A 21,644-nucleotide genomic window follows, 5' to 3' on the forward strand; every position below is an offset into this window, starting at 1 on the left:
ATCATAGGAAGATTTGGGAGGAGAATGTTCGAAATGGAGAATTTTCTGTGCAAACTCCTTTGGGGGCAGATGCATGCAGCCGGATTATTCGGTAAGTCTACTGGAACTGTTGAAGAACTGCGAGTACAGCTAGGACGTCAGGATCATTTTTATGGGAAGTGGCTCACCGAAAGCCTATCTTTTCTGGAAAAGAAAGAGTATCTCACATTTGATGGAACGACATACTGGCTTGGGAACTGGGACGTGCCTGATTTGAATGTGATATGGAAAGAGTGGGAGGAACACAAGGTTTCCTGGATGGAGGATTCAGACACACGGGCGCGGACACTCCTTGCGGAAATGACACTGCGCGCTATCCCGGATATATTAACGGGTGCAGTGCAGGCAACGGAGGTGATATTCCCAGATGGATCAATAGATTTGGTGGAAGGAATATATAAGCAAAATCCGACTGCCGACTTCTACAATGAAACCTTGGCTGATACGGTGGAGGCATACCTGAGGGAACGGATCCAAATGGACAAGCATACCGGTATACGGATCCTTGAAGTGGGCGCTGGAACGGGGGGGACTACGGCTTCCGTTTTGGCAAGGTTAGGCCCATACCGGAAGAATATCGTTGAATACACCTATACCGATATGTCGAAAGCATTTTTAATGCATGCGAAGGATGAATTTGGATGGCAGCACCCGTATCTAAGCTATCAAATCTTGAATGCAGAAGAGGCATATGACGGCCAAGGAATCGAGAGAGGAAGCTATGATCTGGTGATTGCAGCGAACGTCCTGCATGCCACACGAAACATTCGCCGTACTTTAGGCCATGCTAAGGCTGCATTGAAAACCAATGGATTACTGATTCTTAACGAGATCACAGAAAATACTATATTTAATCACGTAACATTCGGCCTACTAGAGGGGTGGTGGCTGGCCGAGGATACTGATTTACGATTAACGGGGTGCCCATGTCTTTCTCTTGAAAATTGGGAAACGGTTTTGACAGCAGAAGGCTTCCGCTCGGTGTTCTTTGTCGTAGCAGAACCAAACGAAGGCGGACAGCAAATTATTGTAACGGAAAGCGACGGTTGGATAAAAGAAGCACGTTCCTTTACCGAACAGTCTTTCGATATCTTTGAAGCCACCGATAGGGCCATAGCAGTTAATCCCATCCCTACAGCGCCAACAACACAGGAAGTGGAGTACCGTAACTTGACCAATTATGTGAAAGAGACAGTTATTGAGAAGCTTTGCGAATTGTTAAAAGTGGATGCTTCCTTAGTTGATCCGGATGAAGCTTTTTCTGATTATGGTCTAGATTCTATTACTGGTGTTCGTCTTGTGCAGAGTCTAAATCGGTTCTTATCCATTGAGCTTAGAACCACAGACATCTTCAATTACAGTACTGTTAATCAACTTGCAGATCATATTATGCAAACTTGTCATAAGAGAATCGTAGACAATACACATGTAGAGAAGGTCCAGACCTCAACACATGAAATCAAACGGGAGAGTGAGGAACTAAGCAAGAAACAGCCTGTAGGGAAACAGGAAAACTCTCTGAACTATGGAGTCTTTGAAAAAGGACCAATCGCCATTATTGGTATGAGTGGGCGATTTGCGAAGTCCCAGGATCTGCAAAATCTTTGGGAACACCTTGTATCAGGGGATGATTTGGTTGAGGAGATAACCCGCTGGGATTTATCGAAGCGCTATACCGAGGGGGGAGTTGATCGAAAGAATTATTGCAATCATGGCAGCTTTTTGGAGGATGTTGATTGTTTCGATCCGATGTTTTTCAGTATTTCGGGAGTAGAGGCCTCATACATGGATCCTCAGCAGAGGGTTTTTCTGGAGGAATCGTGGAAGGCGCTTGAAGATGCGGGTTACGCCGGCAGTAATATGGACGAAAAGCGATGTGGAGTTTATGTTGGTTGCCAAGAGGGAGATTACCACCATTTATATGGAGATCATGCTCCCGCTCAATCTATGTGGGGACGAGCCAGTTCCATTATTCCGGCACGCATTGCGTACTATCTCAACCTTCAAGGGCCGGCGGTCACGGTTGATACGGCATGTTCCAGCTCTTTGGTAGCCATACATCTGGCATGCCAGAGCCTGTGGTCGAAAGAGACAGAAATGGCACTTGCGGGTGGTGTAACGATCCGAACTACACCCGAATTTATCATGAGTGCCGAGAAGGCAGGCATGTTGTCCCCAAAAGGCCATTGCCACGCATTTGATGAAAGCGCCGATGGTTTCGTATTCGGAGAAGGCGTCGGTGTCGTTGTCCTCAAGCGCCTACAGGACGCTTTAGCGGACGGTGACCACATTCACGGAGTTATTCGGGGCTCTGGTATTAACCAAGACGGAAAAACCAACGGTATTACCGCACCGAGTTCTAACTCCCAAGAGCGTCTGGAGTGCCAAGTCTATGAGGATTTCCACATTGATCCTGGCAAGATCCAAGTGGTGGAGGCGCACGGAACTGGCACCAAGCTGGGGGACCCAATCGAATTTGAGGCGTTGACTCGTTCGTTTCGAAAATATACTGGTGAAACGGAATACTGTGCGATAGGTTCTATCAAAACGAACCTCGGACATACAGTAACGGCAGCGGGCGTTGCGGGTGTGCTGAAAATTTTACTTTCCCTGAAACACAATCAGATTCCGCCATCTCTCCACTACCGTGTGGAGAATCCAAACATTACGTTTAAAGGAAGCCCTTTTTATGTAAATACCCGTCTGAAGGATTGGGAGATCGAGGAAGGTAACAAACGGATTGCTGCGGTGAGCTCTTTCGGATTTAGCGGGACAAACGCACACCTGGTTATCGAGGAAGCTCCGCGACGAGAGACAGACCCCGCAGAAAAGCCAGGATATTTGATCGTATTGTCCGCCCGTACAGCCGTTCAATTGAGAGAGCAGGCCAAACGATTGATTACCTACGTTAAGCAAGAGTCTAAGATTTCTTGCGCTAATATGAGCTTTACTTTGTTAAAGGGAAGGAAGCATTGGAATCACCGTATGGCTTGTGTAGTCCGTGACCGTGAGGACTTGCAACAGGTATTGGAGGATTGGCTGGACCAGGGGGAAGCAGCTAACGTTTATATTGGGGAAATTCAGGACAATGCGCAACCGGTACAGAAGGAGAAAGCCTTGATCAATCGAGGTAACCAATGCCTTCGGAAATGTAATCAGGGGTGCCAGACACAAGAATATTTGGAAAACCTGGTCGTCGCAGCAAAACTATTCACGACAGGATATGAGCTGGATTTTGATGAACTATTCAGAAACGAAAAACATTTCCGTGCGCCCCTACCGGTATATCCGTTTGCCAAGGAGCGTTATTGGGTACAAGAGGCGGTAGGAAAAAGAGATGTTTCGAGCAGGACATATCTCGAAACGAATGAGATGCTTCATCCTTTACTGCATCGGAATACATCGACCTTGAGCGAGCAGCGGTTCTCTTCGATATTCACGGGCAACGAATTTTTCTTGCGAGATCATGTGGTTAAGGGCCAGCGAGTATTACCGGGAGTGGCGTATTTGGAAATGATTCGTGCAGCCATCGAACTAATATTTGAAGTAAAACACAAAATGGAATCTGTCATTTGTCTAAAAAATGTGGTGTGGTTACGTCCGTTTTCGATTGATGATCGGAATGAGGAGCTACATATCCGATTGATGCAGGAGGAAAAGGGCAATATCGATTTTGAAATTTATGGTAATTCATCGGACGGTGAGCTTCTTGTTCATTGTCAAGGAACAGCGTTCGTTTCCATTAATACGCGTCGAGCCCAAGTATGGGATTTGGCCGCAGCTAAAGAACGTTGCGATAAGTTTGTAATTTCTTCGAGTCAGGGTTATGAAAAATTGGAGAATGCCGATTTGCGATATGGCCCTGTTTTTCGGGGACTCGAAGTTATTTTTGTAGGGGAGAACGAAGCACTGGGTAAGTTGACTCTGCCAAAGAAAGTTTTTGATATTGGTTCAGAGTACATGCTACATCCCGGAATCATGGATGCTGCGCTGCAGACAACTTTAGGTCTTATGCTGGGTCATAATTTATCAACTGAACTGAAAACAATGGTACCTTTCGCGTTACAGAGACTGGAAGTATTATCTCCTTGTTCCCATACCATGTGGGCGCTGGTCTCCCGTGTGGAACATGAGAACCGGGATGAAAAGATGAAAGAATTTAATATTACTCTTTACGACGAGCATGGGCACACTTGTGTGACGATGACAGGTGTACTTCTTCGGGTGATAGAATCAATCCAATCTGACCGGTCAGTACCGGTGCAAGAACCCGAGCCAGTAGGAGAGGCGATCTATCATCCGGTGTGGAAGGAAGAAGCTGCACCAAAGGCCTTGGAGCTACATGAGAGTTTCTCCCGCCATATGCTGATAATGTGCGAACCTTCAGACGTGTCTCTTGAGGAAATTCAGCGGAAAAACAATGGAATTCACGGCCTCGTTCTTTCGGGACGAAGAGGAGGGATCGCGGAGCGATACGAATCCCATGCCCTTCGGATTATGAAAGAAATGCAGGAGATTCTTCGTTCCCCAGAGGAACAGAAAGTGCTTGTTCAACTGGTGATATGGCCTGAGGGAGAGCGGCAGCTATTAGCAGGGCTTCTCGGTCTGTTAAGATGTGCGCGTGCGGAGGATTCTCGACTGACTGTCCAACTCTTGGAATTAGAGCGAGAGGACGATCCGGTAAGCATTTCAGAAAAATTGAAGGCCGAAAGTCATATGAGAGCAGAGCATGTTCGTTATTCGGAAGGCAAACGAAAAGTTATAAACTGGACAGAAGCCCCGCGGTTTCCAGAGTCAGCTTCACTCCCATGGAGAGAGAATGGTGTCTATTTAATCACAGGCGGCGGCGGTGAGTTGGGACGCATATTTGCACGTGAAATTGTACACCAAGTGCAAGGGGCGAGAATCGTATTGACAGGGAGATCCGCACTGGAAAAGAATATGCAGGACTTCATGGATGAGCTGAATCGTACAGGGGCTCAGGTGGAATACCGGCAAACGGATATGACCGAAAAAAAGCAGGTGGACCGACTAATCAAAGGAATCGCGGGGGAACACGGGGAACTGCATGGAATTATACACGGTGCAGGAGTCATACGGGATCGAATGTTGATGAACAAAACCTCGGAGGAATTCCGAGAAGTGCTGAATCCAAAAGTAAAAGGACTAGTTAATTTGGATAAGGCAAGTAGGAGTATGCCGCTGGATTTCTTTGTGCTGTTATCTTCATGGGCCGGAATTGTAGGAAACGCCGGGCAGGCGGATTACGCGGCAGCTAATGCTTTTATGGACGCCTATGCAGACTACCGCAGGGAGGCGGTAACTTCAGGCGTAGGTAGCGGGAGGACGGTATCCATTTGCTGGCCGCTCTGGGAGGAGGGAGGGATGAAGCCCAGTGAAGCCGATGTCCGTATCCTGGCTCAAAAAACGGGTATGAATCCCATATCAACCCAAGCAGGTATTTCTCTTTTTTACGGGGCAATGGAGACAGGAGTGTCGCGGTTGCTAGTTGCAGAAGGCTCGATTGGAATGATCAAACAAACTCTTCTGTGGTCCTATGCAACAGACCCTAATGATGTTAGAGGTGCTTCTATAGCAAGTCTTCAGGAGGGTGAGCCGAGTATCCATATCGATATGCTGCTGCAGGATATAAAGAAATCAGCCGCACTTCTATTAAAGCTTAAGCCGGAGCTCTTGGACGGTTATACTGAGCTCAGCGGTTATGGTTTTGATTCAATTATGCTCGTTGAATTTGCAGATTTACTGAATGATCAATTCGACCTGAAGCTGACGCCTGCTCATTTCTTCGAATATACGACCTTGCAACGACTGGTCGAATATCTAGCAAAGGAATACAGGAATAAATTGGTTGATAAATATGGAAGTGGAGAAGCACATGCATATACATCTCCTATAGAAGATACCTACGATGTTAAGGATAATCAAGTGACTCACCAGCAGAGTATATGGTTTGAAGCTCCAAAGAAATCGGAAATGAATTCGACTTTGGTGGCAGCCGAGCCTATTGCCATAGTGGGAGTAAGTGGTGTATTCCCTATGGCGAAAGACACTGATGATTATTGGAATAATTTGATAAATGGAAGGGATTGTATTTCAAAAGTTCCGGCTAATCGCAAGGAATGGTTGGCTTATGCAGATAAGCCAAGAAACAATAAACATAAGACGAACGTAGAATGGGGGGGATTTCTGGAGACAATTGATGAGTTTGATCCTTTCTTTTTTGGGATCTCACCCAAAGAAGCGGAATGTATGGATCCTCAACAACGTCTACTTATGACTTATGTATGGAAAGTAATTGAAGATGCGGGTTATTCTGCACAAACCCTTTCTGGAACCAGAATGGGAATTCTCGTTGGCACTGCAGAGGGAGGTTACTCTAAACGGATTCAACAGGCTGATGTTACTCTTGATGGACATACTTCTACCGGAACAGTTCCATCAATTGGGCCTAATCGGATGAGTTATTTTCTTAATATTCATGGTCCCAGTGAGCCTATCGAAACAGCTTGCTCCAGTTCTCTGGTTGCTATTCATCGAGCGGTCTCAGCAATTCAAGATGGGAGTTGTGAGATGGCGATCGCTGGAGGGGTAAACACGCTTGTCGATCCGTTGATATCGGTTAGCTTCGCCAAAGCAGGGATGTTATGTCCCGATGGAAGATGTAAGACATTCTCCGGTGAGGCAAATGGGTATGTGCGTGGCGAGGGAGTGGGCATGCTCTTTCTCAAACGACTAAGCGCAGCAGAACGAGACGGTGACCATATTTATGCTGTGATTCGAGGAACCTCAGTAAACCATGGCGGTCGTTCTAATTCCTTGACGGCACCAAATTCTAAAGCGCAAGCCGACTTGCTGATAGATGCTTACCGTAAAGCTGGTGTTGATCCGAGGACCGTCACTTACATTGAAACTCATGGTACTGGCACAAAGCTTGGAGATCCGGTCGAGATTAACGGGCTTCGGACAGCTTTTCAGAAGTTGTACGAAGAGACTGGCGATTCACAGGTGGAGGAAGAAAGTTGTGGATTGGGAGCAGTCAAAAGTAACATTGGTCATCTTGAGTTGGCAGCGGGAGTAGCCGGAGTCATCAAAGTGTTGTTGCAGATGCGACATAAAACGTTAGTCAAAAGTCTACACTGCGAGAATATCAATCCCTATATAGAACTGCAAGGTAGTCCTTTCTATATCGTCCAAGAAAATAGGGAATGGAAAGCGTTGAGGGACTCAAGCGGCCGTGAGCTGCCTCGCCGAGCAGGAGTCAGCTCTTTCGGCTTTGGGGGTGTGAATGCTCACTTGGTGCTGGAAGAATATATTGGCGGTAACGAGGAGGTAGTAACTTCTTCCATCACTCAGCATAATCCCGGAATATATTTGTTGTCGGCGAAAAATAAAGACCGACTCAAAGAGCAGGCTGGACAACTTCTTCAAGCCATAGAGACAGGAGTGCTTGGCGAAGAACAATTGGCGGATGCTGCATTCACGTTACAGGTAGGGCGGGAGCCCATGGAAGAGAGACTGGCCATTGTGGCAGATTCCGTCAAGGGGCTTAAAGAAAAACTAAGCGCATTTATGGCGGGAAGGGAGGATATTCCTAATCTATACCAGGGACAGGTGCAGCGTAATAACAAAATGCTAAGCTTGCTGTCGGACGACGATGATCTGAATGAATCGATTCATCGTTGGATGCGACGAAAAAAATATGTTCGCCTTCTAGAACTTTGGGTTCAAGGTTTAAATGTAGACTGGAACCGACTATATGAGGGGATAAAACCACGGCGCATCTCCTTGCCTACATATCCTTTTGCTCGAGAACATTATTGGATGTCGGCATCTGATGGACGAAAGGTTGTTGATAAAGAAGAATATGTGAAGAATATAGTTGGAATAATCCACCCGCTTGTCCATTTGAACACTTCAACTTTTACTGAACAAAGGTACAGTTCAGTCTTCATGGGCACCGAATTTTTCCTGTGTGACCACAGGGTTAAGGGGAATAAGGTACTGCCAGCCGTAACTTATCTTGAAATGGTTTTGAATTCATTAGTACACGCCTTGGAACTTGGTGATGATGAAATTTCGACGATTCAGTTTAAGGATTTTGTATGGATTCGGCCATTATCTATTGGAGAGGCTGAAGTAACGCTTCATATACGCCTTATGCCAAAAGTTGATGGAGAAATTCATTGTGAGTTATTTACTGAAACAGAGGATGGTGTTTCGAGGACTCACTGTGAAGGTACGGCGTGGTTGGATAAACGTTCTGAGATGCCCTTAATCGATCTTGCTGCAATGCAGAATCGCTGTAGTGAATCCGTTTTGTCAGCTGAGGTTTGTTATGAAATGCTAGATGCACTTGGAATGACCTACGGCCCTCAAATGCAAGGAATCGAAAGAGTATACGTTGGAGATAAGGAAGTTCTAGCGAAAATATCTTTGTCGGAGTTGTTGTTCGAAGGTGTTAATCAGTATATACTTCACCCAACAATCTTGGATGCGGCCTTACAGGCTGCAATCGGATTCTTTCCGAAGACTTTTGGCGATAAGATAGTCGCTCCGATGCTTCCATTTACAATGGAAAAACTTCATGTGACAAGACCTTGCTCCTCAACAATGTGGGCCTTTGTGTATCCAAGTAAGAATGGATCAATGACTGAGAAACAATGGCAACTAGATATGGATTTGATAGACGAGGATGGGCGCATTTGTGTGACGATGACAGGTGTACTTCTTCGGGTGATAGAATCAATCCAATCTGACTGGTCAGTACCGGTGCAAGAACCCGAGCCAGTAGGAGAGGCGATCTATCATCCGGTGTGGAAGGAAGAAGCTGCACCAAAGGCCTTGGAGCTACATGAGAGTTTCTCCCGCCATATGCTGATAATGTGCGAACCTTCAGACGTGTCTCTTGAGGAAATTCAGCGGAAAAACAATGGAATTCACGGCCTCGTTCTTTCGGGACGAAGAGGAGGGATCGCGGAGCGATACGAATCCCATGCCCTTCGGATTATGAAAGAAATGCAGGAGATTCTTCGTTCCCCAGAGGAACAGAAAGTGCTTGTTCAACTGGTGATATGGCCTGAGGGAGAGCGGCAGCTATTAGCAGGGCTTCTCGGTCTGTTAAGATGTGCGCGTGCGGAGGATTCTCGACTGACTGTCCAACTCTTGGAATTAGAGCGAGAGGACGATCCGGTAAGCATTTCAGAAAAATTGAAGGCCGAAAGTCATATGAGAGCAGAGCATGTTCGTTATTCGGAAGGCAAACGAAAAGTTATAAACTGGACAGAAGCCCCGCGGTTTCCAGAGTCAGCTTCACTCCCATGGAGAGAGAATGGTGTCTATTTAATCACAGGCGGCGGCGGTGAGTTGGGACGCATATTTGCACGTGAAATTGTACACCAAGTGCAAGGGGCGAGAATCGTATTGACAGGGAGATCCGCACTGGAAAAGAATATGCAGGACTTCATGGATGAGCTGAATCGTACAGGGGCTCAGGTGGAATACCGGCAAACGGATATGACCGAAAAAAAGCAGGTGGACCGACTAATCAAAGGAATCGCGGGGGAACACGGGGAACTGCATGGAATTATACACGGTGCAGGAGTCATACGGGATCGAATGTTGATGAACAAAACCTCGGAGGAATTCCGAGAAGTGCTGAATCCAAAAGTAAAAGGACTAGTTAATTTGGATAAGGCAAGTAGGAGTATGCCGCTGGATTTCTTTGTGCTGTTATCTTCATGGGCCGGAATTGTAGGAAACGCCGGGCAGGCGGATTACGCGGCAGCTAATGCTTTTATGGACGCCTATGCAGACTACCGCAGGGAGGCGGTAACTTCAGGCGTAGGTAGCGGGAGGACGGTATCCATTTGCTGGCCGCTCTGGGAGGAGGGAGGGATGAAGCCCAGTGAAGCCGATGTCCGTATCCTGGCTCAAAAAGCGGGTATGAATCCCATATCAACCCAAGCAGGTATTTCTCTTTTTTACGGGGCAATGGAGACAGGAGTGTCGCGGTTGCTAGTTGCAGAAGGCTCGATTGGAATGATCAAACAAATACTTCTGCAGTCTGATGATTCACATTCATCGTTCCCAGTACTTGATCTTCAGGAGAGTTCTAATCCAAATTTGGAAAGCGTATGTCTTTTTCTCACCGACCAGATCTATAAAGGGGAGATTACGGAGGATGAGTTGTTGCAGATTATGAATTATATGTAAAGGATGGTGGGGAAATTGAAAGAAAAAATTCATAATTTGGTGAGTGAATTGCGGGAGAATAAAATCAGTGTAGAAAAGGCTGCCGCAGAACTCAAGCTATTGAGTTTAATGGGAGGAAGACAGCCCATGGGTAGCTCTTCAAATAAATCGGCTGTTGGAAATCTGACCATTATGTTCGAGGAAGATTTGAAGGAAATAGCCTCAAATCTACTTAAAGTAGACAAAAAATTACTGTCAGGTAATTTTGAATTAAGTGAGTTTGGATTCGATTCATTTTTGTTCACCCAGTTAACCCATCAATTAAACAGTAAGTACCAGTTGGAACTCACGCCAGCAGTCTTTTTTGAATATTCTTCTTTACAGAGTTTGACTAAATATTTAGTTTCCGAATATTTCGGAAGGCTATCTGTTTATTATGATCTTCATGTTCATAATACCGAAGGAATTAATAATCATAGCGGTCTTGAGTATGTAAGCGGTGAAGAGTTAATAGAACCTAAGGAGATAAAATCCAGATATTTTACCAAAAAGAGGGCAAACGATGCTGTAGAAGTTAAGTCTCCAAGTATTATAGAGCCTATTGCTATTGTTGGCTTGAGTGGAAAGTTTCCATTAGCACAGGATATAGATGAGTTTTGGCTCAACTTATTGAAAGGTAGAGATTGCATTGAAGAAGAGCCCGAGAATCGCTTTGATTGGTGGAATAGCGATGCGAAAATTAAATGGGGAGGATTTTTAGATTCAATTGACGAGTTTGATCCTCTCTTTTTTGGGATCTCTCCTAAAGAAGCGGAATGTATGGATCCTCAGCAACGTCTACTTATGACGTATGTATGGAAAGTAATCGAAGATGCGGGTTATTCTGCACAAACTCTTTCGGATACAAATACGGCAATCTATGTGGGTACGACAAGTAGTGGATACTATGATCTCATTCATCGCTCAGTCAAGTTTGGAGTGAAAAGCTACTCAGTAACCGGAACAGTTCCATCAATTGGGCCTAATCGGATGAGTTATTTTCTTAATATTCATGGTCCCAGTGAGCCTATCGAAACAGCTTGCTCCAGTTCTCTGGTTGCTATTCATCGAGCGGTCTCAGCAATTCAAGATGGGAGTTGTGAGATGGCGATCGCTGGAGGGGTAAACACGCTTGTCGATCCGTTGATATCGGTTAGCTTCGCCAAAGCAGGGATGTTATGTCCCGATGGAAGATGTAAGACATTCTCCGGTGAGGCAAATGGGTATGTGCGTGGCGAGGGAGTGGGCATGCTCTTTCTCAAACGACTAAGCGCAGCAGAACGAGACGGTGACCATATTTATGCTGTGATTCGAGGAACCTCAGTAAACCATGGCGGTCGTTCTAATTCCTTGACGGCACCAAATTCTAAAGCGCAAGCCGACTTGCTGATAGATGCTTACCGTAAAGCTGGTGTTGATCCGAGGACCGTCACTTACATTGAAACTCATGGTACTGGCACAAAGCTTGGAGATCCGGTCGAGATTAACGGGCTTCGGACAGCTTTTCAGAAGTTGTACGAAGAGACTGGCGATTCACAGGTGGAGGAAGAAAGTTGTGGATTGGGAGCAGTCAAAAGTAACATTGGTCATCTTGAGTTGGCAGCGGGAGTAGCCGGAGTCATCAAAGTGTTGTTGCAGATGCGACATAAAACGTTAGTCAAAAGTCTACACTGCGAGAATATCAATCCCTATATAGAACTGCAAGGTAGTCCTTTCTATATCGTCCAAGAAAATAGGGAATGGAAAGCGTTGAGGGACTCAAGCGGCCGTGAGCTGCCTCGCCGAGCAGGAGTCAGCTCTTTCGGCTTTGGGGGTGTGAATGCTCACTTGGTGCTGGAAGAATATATTGGCGGTAACGAGGAGGTAGTAACTTCTTCCATCACTCAGCATAATCCCGGAATATATTTGTTGTCGGCGAAAAATAAAGACCGACTCAAAGAGCAGGCTGGACAACTTCTTCAAGCCATAGAGACAGGAGTGCTTGGCGAAGAACAATTGGCGGATGCTGCATTCACGTTACAGGTAGGGCGGGAGCCCATGGAAGAGAGACTGGCCATTGTGGCAGATTCCGTCAAGGGGCTTAAAGAAAAACTAAGCGCATTTATGGCGGGAAGGGAGGATATTCCTAATCTATACCAGGGACAGGTGCAGCGTAATAACGAAATGCTAAGCTTGCTGTCGGACGACGATGATCTGAATGAATCGATTCATCGTTGGATGCGACGAAAAAAATATGTTCGCCTTCTAGAACTTTGGGTTCAAGGTTTAAATGTAGACTGGAACCGACTATATGAGGGGATAAAACCACGACGCATCTCCTTGCCTACATATCCTTTTGCTCGAGAACATTATTGGATTCTGGATTCGCGTTACAAGAAGAAAATAGAAGACCCGCCCGTAAATGTTATTCATCCACTAGTTCATAAAAATGTTTCAGATTTCACAAATTACCGATTTAATACCACATTGTCTGGTGAAGAATTTTTCTTGAGGGATCACATAATTAATGGTAATAAAGTGTTGCCTGGAATGGCCTATTTAGAAATGGTTCGTGCAGCTTTGGAACAGTTATCATCCAGTATACATGATGAACGGTACTACTTATCATTGCGTAATGTTATTTGGATAAAACCTCTCCATGTTAATAGTCATTCGGATATTCATATTACTATAGTTCCTAAAAAAGAACACATGTTCCACTTTGAGATTTTCAGTAGTGTAGGACTGATTTCAACTATACACTGTCGAGGAGTGGCAATTTTTAAAGAACGTCATGAACAGACGTTTAATGATTTGGATAAAATTCACACTCAACTAGATGCCCAAAAGCAAAATATAGGTATGTATTATGACATTTTGCGAAAATGGGGAGTGGATTTGGGTTCAAGCCTACAAGGTCTTTTGGGTATTTACGAGTTTAATAGTGATATCTTTGTAAAGGTGGGGATCCCCAAAAAACTCGTTGGTTCTGAAAGAAACCTCTACCTACACCCAAGTTTATTAGATTCTACACTTCAGGGGGCAGTTCTGTATGCCATCCAAAGTCTTAAAGGTCAGTTAAGTCCAATGCTTCCCTTTTTATTAAAAGAGGTAGATATTTTTGGACCATGTACCTCATTAATGTGGGCAAAAATATGCTTCAACGGTTCTTTAAACGATAGCGATAAAATACCAAAATTGGATATTTACTTGTTTGATGAACATGGTGCACTCCAAATCAGATTTAAAGGGATAGCATCTAAAACTCTGAAAGATACGGGAGTTGCTCTCCCAGTTATGGTGGATTGAGAAGGAAATTAAGTATGAACATCTTTAAAGGAGGTTATGATAATGAGCAACGAAAAAATGGAATCGGACATTCTGTTGATAATTATGGAAGAAACATCATTAAAGGTAGATCAAATAAGTGGGGATGCGACAATTCGTTCGCTAGGGATTGACTCGTTGATTTTAGCAGAAGTAATTACCTCAGTAGAAGAAAAATATGGAGCCAAAATTGACATGCATCAGATTATGGATAATTATCTTAATGATATTAGTTTGAAAGAGTTAACAGATGCTATTGTACAGGCGTTAAAGGATGAAGATGGAAATAATTAATACTGAATTTTAAAAATTTCATCCAAATAAATTTATGAAATTTCAGAGAGTAAGTGATTAAATGCGATGGCATTACTTTACAATGGGAGGTAATTTCTAATGATTCAATCGGTTGAACCACTTTATGATTTACTGAATAAATGGCGAAATGCAGAAGAATACCCTTATTTTCCGGTTATTGAGGAAATATTGGGTAGTTCGGTAGCGGTCGAAGAACAGAACGGTGAACTGTCCTATTTAATGTTGGCATCCTGCGATTATTTGGGTATGTCAAGAGATGATGATGTTAAAAAAGCTGCTATAAAGGGCATTGAAATATTCGGAACCAACACGTTCGGTGCTCAAATTTTTAGTGGGTATACGAGCATCCATCGCGATCTTGAAAGAAAGCTCGCTCAATACATCGGAAAAGAAGTCGCACTGCTTTTTCCATCGGGTATGCATGCGAATATTGGGACAATAACAACGATGATGGGTCAGGATGACGTAATAATCAACGATCAGTATAACCACGCATCTATCCTGATGGGAAGCAAGTTATCTGATGCGCAAGTACGGACTTTTCCTCACAATAACATGCAGCGATTAGAGAAATTGTTGGAAAACTCACAGGATAAAAGAAAAAGAATGATCATTGTTGATGGTTTGTTTAGTGCTGACGGAGATTATGCTCCCCTTGACCGCATTTGTGACCTTGCAGAGCAGTATGATGCTCTTGTGATGGTGGATGAGGCACACTCCATGGGCGTTTGTGGGCCAACTGGAAGAGGAGCTTGCGAATTATTTAACGTTATTGATAGAGTAGACATAATCATGGGTACAATGAGCAAGGGAATTGGAAGTGTAGGCGGATTTATTGCTGCTAGTCATGAGATCGAAGATGTTCTTCGACATTTTTCTGTACCTTATTTAAACTCTCGTGGGCTCAGTCCTGCTGCTGCTGCTGCTGCTCTTGCATCTCTTACTAAGTTATCCACTCATGGAGATAACATTAGAGAGAAATTGTGGAAAAATACTCGCTATCTTATCGAACAATTCAGAACCCAGAATGTTAACATACTGAATACAGAAACACCAATTATTCCAGTCATAGTTGGTGACTTTGGACTCACTATGAAAGTTGTGCAATGGCTAAAAAAGAAAGGGATTCTTGTATCTGCTATGGTATATCCTTCAGTACCTACAGGCCGTTTACGTCTTGGGGTTACTCCATGGTTAACTGAGGAAGACTGTAAGCGCACCGTTGAGCTTATATGTGAAGCGAAATTAATTTTTGGTTTTTAGTAGAGGATGAAAGAAATGAAAAATAAAAAATATTTTAGATACGACGTAGCATGTTCTGTGTTAATTCCTTTTCTTTCTGGCATCCTTTGGATTTATCTGTCAAATCGGACGGCATGGAACAGTCACATTGTGTTTTACACAGCTGTGACTTTTACGTTGTTCGGTTTATTGCTAGAATTTCCAAGTTTCTTTGATGAAGGAGAAAGAAAGGGAGCTAAAGATAACGGGGTTATCAGTGGACTAATCGGAAGTTTAAGTATTTTGGGATTGGCAGCGAACACATATTATGATGGGGTGTTATTATTTTCTAAAGATGTTTGGTTTATAAGTCTTTGTATTGGTTCTCCTCTTTTTATCGGAGGTGCGTTTTTGAGGTATCTGGCGAAAAGAGAGTTAGGGAAACACTTTTCCCATTCTGTACGTATCATGGAGAATCATTCTTTACAAACCAGAGGTATTTATCGCTATATTCGTCACCCTGCTTATTGTGGAAGTACTTTAATTATTATCGGAGTTTCAATTATGTTTGGATCGTGGATGGGGGGATTAATAATTATAATTACTGCCCCTCTTTGTATTAAACGCATGGAAAACGAAGAAAAATTACTATTACAAAATTTTGGTAAGGAATTTGAATGTTATATGAAAAATACCAAAAGAATCATACCATTTATTTATTAGCACTTTAGAGCAATAAACCTGAATTTTGAAAGTAAGAATTACAAATCATTTTAAAGGCACTACACTAAGGGATTTCTTGCTAAAAACAAAACAGCTTGCACCAAATGGGTTAAGGATAAAGGGGGGGGATCCCTTGTCTTATCTTGATTTGTTCAATTCACTTTCGAAATTCAGGATAAATAATGTTTTCCTTACTATATGAGTGTTTAGCAATATGATTTGAAATAAAGAACTTCAAATTGGCAGAAGTGCTGGAGGTGAAGTTTGGAACTGTTGGAGGATAGAGACTGCCTTTATGTACCGTTGTCAACGGTTTTTATCAAGCCGAATATGACTAACCGGAAGTCCAAACATTTATCGCAGTCACGACGAATGTCGATTTGGTAAATCAAAAATTCAGCTTATGTAGTTGAATATAGGCTACAGAGAGTGGATATCATCTTCATAAAATGCTGAGATTTGCTGCGGAAAATGCCAAGGTTTCCTTACCGATCCAAAAGTTACTGCGAATATGCCCGCCTCGTAGCTTTCAAACGTTATAAGGTAGGGTGACTTGCGTGCCTGACCAAGTTTCGCTCGCCGTCTGTCCCGTTCTGGATGTATTTAGCTGCATCTCATGCTATTGCAGTGGAGGCTTCGCAGATGTTCGAAAATATCCAAAAGTCCTGTCCTAATGGTGATACTGCCCGAAACATTCGCTTTTCTCGAGCATTCTTATGTCATTGTTATGGGACAGACCATGAATACGCTGTTGGATCAGAACAGTTATTTTCACTTTTCAAGTAGGGAGGATTTGATTTCGGATGAGTGACAATCAGAGTTCGTTGCTTAATTTCAAATAGGCCACATAAAAAGAGGAATATGCAATACGGTATATTAATGAGAATTGTATTATACAACAATATAAAAAGGGAGAAGAGGTAATGACGGAAAACCATCCTATCTACCTTGTATCAGAACATGCTGTAAATGGCGTGTTTTTAAAACAGTTCGATTTGGAAATCAAGATAACTTGTCCGCTTTGCGGCAATGACATCAACGGTTATGTTAAATGTGCGAATAATATCATACAACAAATCCATTTTCATTCCTGTAAATGCAACAATACAATAGAGATGTGTCAATTGATAGAACTGCTCTTTAGGGACCTATCAATAGATGATTTATATGACGAAGCTTTTGTCACACGGTTTACCAAGCAATTGTCCTCTTATAGTTTGGAGATCTACGATACAGGATTAAGCCTTCCAGATAAAATTCTTTACGCTTTCTATAATAGATATTTTGCGTGATTTCAAAAGTACTGCAGAACACTTCTCATGTGTGTTGCTGCTTACTTCTAATCTTTTCCAACGGAGGTCTGGATGGGGATTGACGTAGAAGGCTTGGATAAAGCGAACAATATGACTGTAGAAGTCCAGATGATTAAACTTAAAAAGTTATATAGAACACAATTAAGTTAATAACCTGCTAGGAGACGATTTTTTCGTTTCTAATGGCTGCTTGTTGATTCGCTTCATAAATTGACTTACATAAAGCCTAATCTTATAAAATTTTTCAAAAAAGATGTTGTTCACCACATCGGCTTTGAGCCACAGCCAAAACCCCTTGACTGGATGGGAATTTGGACTGTAAGGTGGTAGAAAAACCAGTTGTAGATGCGGATGTTTCTTTAAAAACGGCTGTAATCCTGTAGCGTGATGAACTCGACTGTTATCGAAAATCAATGCCAGTTTACCCTTAGAATTAGCAGAGAGAAGATTCTGTAGAAATCGAATAAAAGCTGCAGTGTCCGCTTTTTCTTCTTCTTGGTGATGAACTTGACCCGCTTCATAGTTTATGGCACCAGATAATTTCGCTCCTTCGTGTTTGCCGTACGTTGGCACTTTGCGTTGTTTACCGCGAGGAAATCAATTGTACTGAAGGGCTTGATACGAGTAAATCATGGACTCGTCTTCAAAGAGCAAATGGTCCATTTGTTTAACTTCCACTTATTTCTTGAGCTGAACGAATCTGTGCTATCTGAAGAAGGCCTGAGCCTCCTCGTTGGTATTAGCAAGCGTGTACGTGGCTTTGGTAAAGCTGAAGTTCATCCGTTTTAGCATCGCGCTAATGCTACGCACGCTCATGGTAACGCCAGACTCTCTTTTCATCCATTACGCCACCAGCGGCAGGGTCCAAATAACGGGCCTCAAAATCCACATCAGCAGGTGCATGTTGCTCCAGTTGAGCGGATAAGTGACGGAAGAGTCTTGTAATTGGTCAGGCAAACGCTCGAAGCAGTGTATATGGAGGACGGAAAGAAATACACGGCACCGAACGGCACACCGCAAGGTTCACTATGCAAAGTAAACCTCCAAAAGTCCGTAGTTATCAGGTTTTCGGTTCATTTACTTTGCATAGTATTTCGGCTACAGCTCTGAAAGCCAAGAAAGCAGCACCTGATCTTGGTTCCAGTCCGGCAGTTGGGGATCTACCAGGTCAGGATAGGCTTGTTCAATCGCTTTTCGCTTCGTTTCTGTATCCGTTCTGGCATAGACCTCTGTCGTTTTTAGATCTACATGGCCAAGGAAGTCGCGAATGTAGATGAGATTAACGCCTGCTTGGAGCAGATGCATGGCCTTGGAGTGCCGTAACATATGAGCTCGCACTTTCGGTGGCACAATTGTCGATGTTTTTCTTGCTGTGTCCACATATTTGGCGAGGATGTGCGCAACACCTTCCTTGGTCAATTTGTTATGCTGGCTGTTTGTAAACAAAGGATGCTCATTCTTTGACGGACTGTCCAGCTTCTGTTCAAGCTTGTACCGCTGTAATAAAAGAACCGTGTTTTTCATCAGCGGGACTCGGCGGGTTTTGTTGCCTTTTCCGGTCAATTGAACGACCGCCGGCGTTTCCAGAAATGTATCGCCGGCTCGAAGGTCAATGAGTTCTTGCACTCTGGCGCCGGTGTCGTACAGCACACTCATCAAGGTTAAATCCCGTCGGCCCCTCAAGCTATTCCTGTCCGGCTGCGCCAAAAGCAATTGCACCGCCTCCGGCGACAAGTGTTCCACCATCGTTTTAGGCGCTTTTTTCATAGGGACGGACATTGCTTTTTGGAGATGAAAGAGTCCCGCGGGCTCCTCGTACTGTACGTACCGAAAAAAGGAATGGATGGCCGTAAGACGCAGGTTTCTCGTGGTGATGCTGCATTTCTTTCAGACTCCAGCCAATCCAGAAATCCTGTAATCAAATCGTTCGTCAACAGGTTCAATTCCAAACGTTCCGCCGGGATCTGCTTCACTTCCTGGCAATAGCGCAGGAACAGCTTAAAGGTGTCGAGGTAGGAATAGATCGTGTTTTTACTGACGTTTTTTTGTGACGTCAGATACGTCTGGAAAAATGCCGTCAGATGTTTGGCGAAATCAGTCGGCTTCATCGTCAGCACGTTCCAACATCGGAATAAGGTCCGGGTATCGCCCTTCCAGCTTCAGCGTAAGATCAGGGAATACATCCGCTGTCAGTCGCAGGTAATAGGCGGTTTCCGCAAATGAATCATGACCCAAATAGGTTTTCAGCACTGGCAGATAAGCGGCCAGATCTCTGCCCTGCAAGACCCATTGTTTTAAGCAGTGACAGGCGTAGGTGTGGCGAAAATCATGAATTCTCGGTCCCTTGCCTTTGCCGCCGTGCGAAATGCCTGCTCGCCATAGAAAGCGCCGAAAATTGTGGTAAACGTTTGTCAGCGTCATCGGCTTTCTTCCCAGTGCCGGGAAGAAGGGCTCCGTAGCGCTTGGATAAAGATGCACCTGTCTGGCATAGCCGCGGCATCGTTCTGCCAGTTCATCGGACATGGGGACAAGCCGACTATTGTCCTTTTTGGAGTGGTGCACCAAAAGGATGCCTTGCTCCAAATCCACATCAGCTACGGTTAGCAGCCGGGCTTCGGAAACACGCAGTCCGCAAGTGTAAATCATGCGAAAAAACAAAGGCATGATCAGATGGCGGTCCGGACATTCATAACAATAACGGCAGCGATTCGTTTCAGCAAAAAAGCGTTGCAGTTCGCCAGCCGAATAAATGTAGGGTACGTAAGGCGCTCCCGTGGGATAATATCCCTTGGGAAGCACATAAGCGGCAACACCAATGCGATTCAAATGGATACCGAATTGGCGTAGGATCGATGCGCTGGTACATTGGTTTGCTTGTGTTTCATGTACTTTTTTGCTGCACCAGTCCAAGACGATCCCCTTGGACAGCGTCGTGGCTTCCGGGTACCTCTCCAACGTAAATCGATCAAAACGTGCCAAATGGGCGGCGTCGGTTTCGTACTTGTACCCAATGGCTTGCTTCAAGGCAATATGGCCTTGAATATAGTCTTTAAACGGTCCGGTATACCGATCGCTATTCATGGGTCGCCGCCTCATCCAAACGGAGCGAGCAAGCCCGTAGTTTTTCAATGTCGACCTTCAGATAGACGGCGGTTGAGTCGGGATCGACATGCCCGAGTATGTCTGAAATGGTGGAAAGCGGCGTGTCCTGTTCCAAGAGCCTGCTGGCCATCGTATGCCGGAGAGAGTGCATGCCACGCCTTTTTTTGAGCGTCGGCAAATGTGCCAGTTCCATATAGCTTTTAATCAACTGGTTGAGATGATCCTCCTCGGAAAAGGGGAGAAATGGCGCCATGTGCCGGACAAACAGAACGGAGCTGTCGACTTTGGGACGGCCGTATCTCAGATAGTCGATCACAGCCCAACCGACCTCCGGGGGAAGCGGAAGAGACAGAGGCTGCCGGGTCTTCGACTGGATAAAGATCAGTTTCTTCTCTTCCCAGCGGAAGTTCGTCATTTGCAGATGCTTAATGTCGGTGCAGCGCATGCCTAACCGACAAGCCAGTAGGATGATGGCATAATCCCGTTTTCCTTTTGGACTTCCTCTGTCAATTGCGGCGATCAGCTTTTTTAATTCATCCGCGGTCCATACGGAAGGAATACGCGTCTGCTTTCTGGCTTGAATCATCGGCATTTGCGCTGCAAAGTCGGTTTGGACAACTTCCGTTTCCAACAGGAACCGGAAGAAGGCGCGTAACGCGCAAATGACTTGCTCCACCGTCTTGTAGGTGTAGCCGGCCAATGTTTTGAGGTAATCATAGATAAGGCGCAAATCAATGCCTTTGCAATCCGTGACTTTCTGCGAAACCAGATAGTCCATGAAACGGGCAGACTGTTTGACATAATGATCCGTTGTGACTTTCGTGTACGACTTACTCGCGCAATAGTGCATGAAGCGTTCGTTTATGGCGGTGAAATAGGCATCTGTAAGGATTTCCTTGTGCTTGTAATAGCGACGCAGTACCGTGTGGTGCAGCTGGAAATCCCCGATCATCCGAATAATTCGTAATTCTTGCGTTTCTGACTGGGCCAAGGTGCGCCCGAAGTCTTTTTCGAAGATCTGAAAGTGGTGCTCGACAAACGCAATGCCCAGTTGTTCGGAATAGCAAGCCTCTCCGCGTTCTTCTGCAAACCGAAGCAGCATCCGCCAACGCCTACGGTAAAACTGCATGGAACCTTCGGTGTAGCCAAGGCGCAGCATCTCTTGCTCCAGTTCATCAATCAGTTCAACCAATGCCTGTTTTTTCATATTCATGCCTCCCGAAAATGATTGTGGAGCGCGATGCGCTCACTCTCATTTTCGGACACTATGCAAAGTAAATTGCAACAAATCGTTGATCTGGCGGGCTTTTAGGTCTGATACTTTGCATAGTAACTTTCTTGGCATAAGGTAGTGTAGTAAGTCCGCTGTTCAGT

10 protein-coding genes and 1 pseudogene are annotated in these 21,644 nt (G+C 44.6%); 6 read left to right on the forward strand and 5 right to left on the reverse strand.

Features of this window, described 5'->3' with window-relative positions; genetic code table 11:
• Positions 1–33: 33 nt before the first annotated feature.
• From NYE26_RS05695 to NYE26_RS05720, 6 genes are all read left to right on the forward strand, one after another.
• Entirely contained in the window at positions 34–10,272 is a 10,239-nt protein-coding gene (locus NYE26_RS05695) for an SDR family NAD(P)-dependent oxidoreductase (protein ID WP_339254521.1), read from the forward strand.
• A gap of 3 nt (positions 10,273–10,275) precedes the next feature.
• The gene (locus NYE26_RS05700; protein WP_339254523.1) at positions 10,276–13,578 is read left to right on the forward strand and encodes a beta-ketoacyl synthase N-terminal-like domain-containing protein; all 3,303 of its coding nucleotides are present in this window, start codon (positions 10,276–10,278) and stop codon (positions 13,576–13,578) included.
• A 42-nt stretch (positions 13,579–13,620) separates the two neighbouring features.
• Positions 13,621–13,890 (forward strand): acyl carrier protein, encoded by a 270-nt coding sequence (locus NYE26_RS05705; protein WP_339254525.1) that lies wholly within the window; start codon positions 13,621–13,623, stop codon positions 13,888–13,890.
• A 99-nt stretch (positions 13,891–13,989) separates the two neighbouring features.
• Positions 13,990–15,174 (forward strand): pyridoxal phosphate-dependent aminotransferase family protein, encoded by a 1,185-nt coding sequence (locus tag NYE26_RS05710; RefSeq protein WP_339254527.1) that lies wholly within the window; start codon positions 13,990–13,992, stop codon positions 15,172–15,174.
• Positions 15,175–15,180: 6 nt separating this feature from the next.
• Positions 15,181–15,855, forward strand: coding sequence for an isoprenylcysteine carboxylmethyltransferase family protein (locus tag NYE26_RS05715; protein WP_339254529.1), 675 nt, complete (start codon positions 15,181–15,183; stop codon positions 15,853–15,855).
• 923 nt (positions 15,856–16,778) lie between these two features.
• Positions 16,779–17,147, forward strand: coding sequence for a hypothetical protein (locus tag NYE26_RS05720; protein ID WP_339254531.1), 369 nt, complete (start codon positions 16,779–16,781; stop codon positions 17,145–17,147).
• Between the two features lie 162 nt (positions 17,148–17,309).
• Here the strand turns inward: NYE26_RS05720 and NYE26_RS05725 are convergent.
• The 5 genes and pseudogenes from NYE26_RS05725 to NYE26_RS05745 form a co-directional block, all read right to left on the reverse strand.
• Positions 17,310–17,750: pseudogene (locus NYE26_RS05725) on the reverse strand (transposase); the annotation flags it as partial.
• 516 nt (positions 17,751–18,266) lie between these two features.
• Positions 18,267–18,935: a tyrosine-type recombinase/integrase gene (locus NYE26_RS05730; RefSeq protein ID WP_339254533.1), complete on the reverse strand. Its 669-nt coding sequence runs from the start codon at positions 18,933–18,935 to the stop codon at positions 18,267–18,269.
• Positions 18,932–19,276, reverse strand: coding sequence for a site-specific integrase (locus NYE26_RS05735; RefSeq protein WP_339254535.1), 345 nt, complete (start codon positions 19,274–19,276; stop codon positions 18,932–18,934). The genes NYE26_RS05730 and NYE26_RS05735 overlap by 4 nt, the downstream gene beginning before the upstream one ends.
• Positions 19,263–20,249 carry a tyrosine-type recombinase/integrase gene (locus NYE26_RS05740; protein WP_339254537.1) on the reverse strand — a complete coding sequence of 329 codons (987 nt, stop codon included), beginning with the start codon at positions 20,247–20,249 and terminating at the stop codon, positions 19,263–19,265. The genes NYE26_RS05735 and NYE26_RS05740 overlap by 14 nt, the downstream gene beginning before the upstream one ends.
• Positions 20,242–21,477, reverse strand: a complete 1,236-nt coding sequence (locus NYE26_RS05745; RefSeq protein ID WP_339254539.1) for a site-specific integrase — start codon at positions 21,475–21,477, stop codon at positions 20,242–20,244. Before NYE26_RS05745 ends, NYE26_RS05740 begins: the two co-directional genes overlap by 8 nt.
• Positions 21,478–21,644 lie beyond the last annotated feature (167 nt).

The sequence above is a fragment of the Paenibacillus sp. FSL P2-0136 genome (assembly GCF_037975325.1).
Taxonomy (GTDB): domain Bacteria; phylum Bacillota; class Bacilli; order Paenibacillales; family Paenibacillaceae; genus Paenibacillus_AQ; species Paenibacillus_AQ silagei.

Coding starts and splice junctions, on each gene's coding strand:
- NYE26_RS05695 (WP_339254521.1), top strand. CDS start 34: ATGGAGAATTTTCTGTGCAAACTCCTTTGGGGGCAGATGCATGCAGCC.
- NYE26_RS05705 (WP_339254525.1), top strand. CDS start 13,621: ATGAGCAACGAAAAAATGGAATCGGACATTCTGTTGATAATTATGGAA.
- NYE26_RS05700 (WP_339254523.1), top strand. CDS start 10,276: ATGGTGGGGAAATTGAAAGAAAAAATTCATAATTTGGTGAGTGAATTG.
- NYE26_RS05710 (WP_339254527.1), top strand. CDS start 13,990: ATGATTCAATCGGTTGAACCACTTTATGATTTACTGAATAAATGGCGA.
- NYE26_RS05730 (WP_339254533.1), bottom strand. CDS start 18,935: ATGAAAAAAGCGCCTAAAACGATGGTGGAACACTTGTCGCCGGAGGCG.
- NYE26_RS05740 (WP_339254537.1), bottom strand. CDS start 20,249: ATGAATAGCGATCGGTATACCGGACCGTTTAAAGACTATATTCAAGGC.
- NYE26_RS05735 (WP_339254535.1), bottom strand. CDS start 19,276: ATGAAGCCGACTGATTTCGCCAAACATCTGACGGCATTTTTCCAGACG.
- NYE26_RS05720 (WP_339254531.1), top strand. CDS start 16,779: ATGACGGAAAACCATCCTATCTACCTTGTATCAGAACATGCTGTAAAT.
- NYE26_RS05745 (WP_339254539.1), bottom strand. CDS start 21,477: ATGAAAAAACAGGCATTGGTTGAACTGATTGATGAACTGGAGCAAGAG.
- NYE26_RS05715 (WP_339254529.1), top strand. CDS start 15,181: ATGAAAGAAATGAAAAATAAAAAATATTTTAGATACGACGTAGCATGT.